General features: G+C 66.5%; 1 protein-coding gene and 1 pseudogene. Both read right to left on the bottom strand.

Annotated elements, in window-relative coordinates:
* A pseudogene (locus tag ACG97_RS16710) lies at positions 1 to 461 on the bottom strand (exodeoxyribonuclease V subunit alpha); the annotation flags it as partial.
* 224 nt (positions 462 to 685) lie between these two features.
* The gene (pap, locus tag ACG97_RS16705; protein WP_047968514.1) at positions 686 to 2170 is read right to left on the bottom strand and encodes a polyphosphate:AMP phosphotransferase; all 1485 of its coding nucleotides are present in this window, start codon (positions 2168 to 2170) and stop codon (positions 686 to 688) included.
* Between the last annotated feature and the right edge of the window lie 173 nt (positions 2171 to 2343).

Raw genomic sequence — 2343 nt, 5'->3', positions numbered from 1 at the left:
GTGGTGGTCTTGCCGGTGCCGGGGCCGCCGGAGATCACCATGAAGCGGCGCTCGGTGGCCAGCCGCGCCGCCAACCGTTGCCAGTCGCCGGCATCGGACGGCCCGAACAGTGCGTCCAGCACGGCTTCAACCTCACCGCCGAACGGCTGCGGGTCGCGCGCCAGCCGCGTCAGCGCCGCCACCAGCTGGGTCTCGTCCTGCCAATGGCGCGCCAGGTACAGCCGCCCGCCCTCGTCCAGCACCAGCGGCGTGTAGTCGCCCGCGCGCCCGGCCAGCGGGCTGCGCCGCAGCCGCGCATAGTCGTCGCCGGACAGGCCGCCGAGGCAGACGTGACCGCCGGCCACCGCCGCCAGCAGCCGTTGCAGCAACGGTTGCAGCGCCGGGCCGTGCTCGGGGTCCAGCCGCGCGAACAGGCGGGCAAGCTGGTCGGGAAGAAAGCTGTCGCTGACAGTGGCAGTCATGGGCAAACCTGGCAAAAGACGTTAGAACGTGTTCACGATCTCGCGCGCTCACGCGAGGCTAAGGCGCAAACGGCTGAGCAAGCGGCGTTTATCCGGAGATAAACCCGCAGGCCACAGCCGTTTTCAAGGTGGTGTCACCCCATTGCTATACAGCAGATCGTGAACGGGGTTTTACCCGCCGCAGCGGGCAAGCGGAATCGGCATCACGATACCGCACGGCGCGCTCAGGCGCCCAGCTTCGCCTCCAGCGCCTCGCAGATGGTGGTCAGGATCTTGATGCGCGCGTAGTACTTGTTGTTGGCCGCCACCAGCGTCCACGGCACCGCGCTAGTGCTGGTGCGGTCGATCATGTCGCACACCGCCACCTTGTAGTCGTCCCACTTGTCGCGGTTGCGCCAGTCTTCCTCGGTGATCTTGAAGCGCTTGAAGCCGGTTTCCTCGCGCGACTTGAAGCGCGAGAGCTGCTCGTCGGCGCTGATCGCCAGCCAGAACTTGAGCACGATGGCGTTGTTGTCGCGCAGCTGGTGCTCGAAGTCGTTGATCTCGTAGTAGCCGCGCATCCAGTCGGCGGTTTCGGCGAAGCCCTCCACCCGCTCCACCAGCACGCGGCCGTACCAGGTGCGGTCGAAGATGGTGACCTTGCCCTTGCCCGGCACATGGCGCCAGAAGCGCCACAGCCAAGGCATCGCGCGTTCCTCCTCGGTCGGCGCCGCCACCGGCACGATGCGGTAACGCCGCGCGTCCAGCGCCTGGGTGATGCGGCGGATGGCGCCGCCCTTGCCGGCGGCGTCGTTGCCCTCGAAGGCCAGCACCAGCGAGTGCTCGGCAAACTTCGGATGCCGCGTCAGCCCGTTCAGCCGCCCCTGCAGCGCCTCCAGCTGCTGCTTGTAGTCATCCTTGGAAAAGGCCTGATCCAGCTGCAGCGATTCCAGCAGCAGCTTGTTGTCCGCCGGCGGCGTGATCGCCGCCACGTCGGAACGCGCCTGCCACACGTGATCCAGCGCCAGCCGCTGCTGCAGCGCCTGCAACAGCGCGCGGCCGACGGTCAGGCTGCGGTAGTTGGCATCCTCGCCGTCCACCACCAGCCACGGCGCGTAGGCGGTATTGGTCAGCCGCATCATGTGCTCGGCATTGTTCTTGATGCGGCTGTACTGGCCGTGGTGCTTCCAGTCCGCCTCGGTCACCCGCCACGCGGTGGCCGGGTCCTTTTCCAGCAGCTTCAGCCGCTTCTTCTGCTTGTCCTCGGCCAGGTGCAGCCAGAACTTCAGCACCAGCACGCCGTCGTTGGCCAGCATGCGCTCGAAGCGCAGGATGTCGAACAGCTGCTTGTCGAAGGCGTCACGGTTGGTCTTGCTGTCGACGCGGTCGAACAGCGCATCGGAATAGTAGGAGCCGAAGAACATGCCGATGCGGCCCTTGGCCGGCAGCTCGCGCCAGTAGCGCCACATCCACGGCCGCTCGCGCGCGTCGTCGTTGGGGGCGTCAAACGCCGCGGTGTGGATCAGGCGCGGGTCCAGCCACTCGTTGATCTGGTTCAGCGTCTCGCCGCGGCCGGCACCGTCCATGCCGTGGATCAGCAGCAAGAGCGGGAATTCGCCGCGCTGCTTCAGCTCGTACTGCACTTCCAGCAACGCCTCGCGCAGCGCGGCCTCCTCGGCCTTGTAAGTGCTCTTGTCGATGACGTGGCCGATCTCGGCGGATTCAAACATGGGGCGATCCTTTGCAAGGTTGGCCGCAAGCGGCGCAGGTGGCGATGCTCAATGACATGATTGTAGCGGGAATGTCAGCGGCACCGGGGCGGCCATTGCAACACGGATCCGCCACCACCATCGCGACCAGGATCAAGCCTTGCGCTCGTCATTTCCGCGGCCAACGTTGGTAA

It is taken from the genome of Vogesella sp. EB (genome assembly GCF_001037925.1).
In the GTDB taxonomy this organism is placed as follows: Bacteria; Pseudomonadota; Gammaproteobacteria; order Burkholderiales; family Chromobacteriaceae; genus Vogesella; species Vogesella indigofera.
The sequence above is the reverse complement of the archived record's forward strand: the minus strand, read 5'-3'. Positions and strand labels throughout refer to the sequence as shown.

Bases quoted from the DNA above. Each gene is read 5' to 3' on its own strand.
- pap (WP_047968514.1), bottom strand. From the start codon at position 2,170: ATGTTTGAATCCGCCGAGATCGGCCACGTCATCGACAAGAGCACTTAC.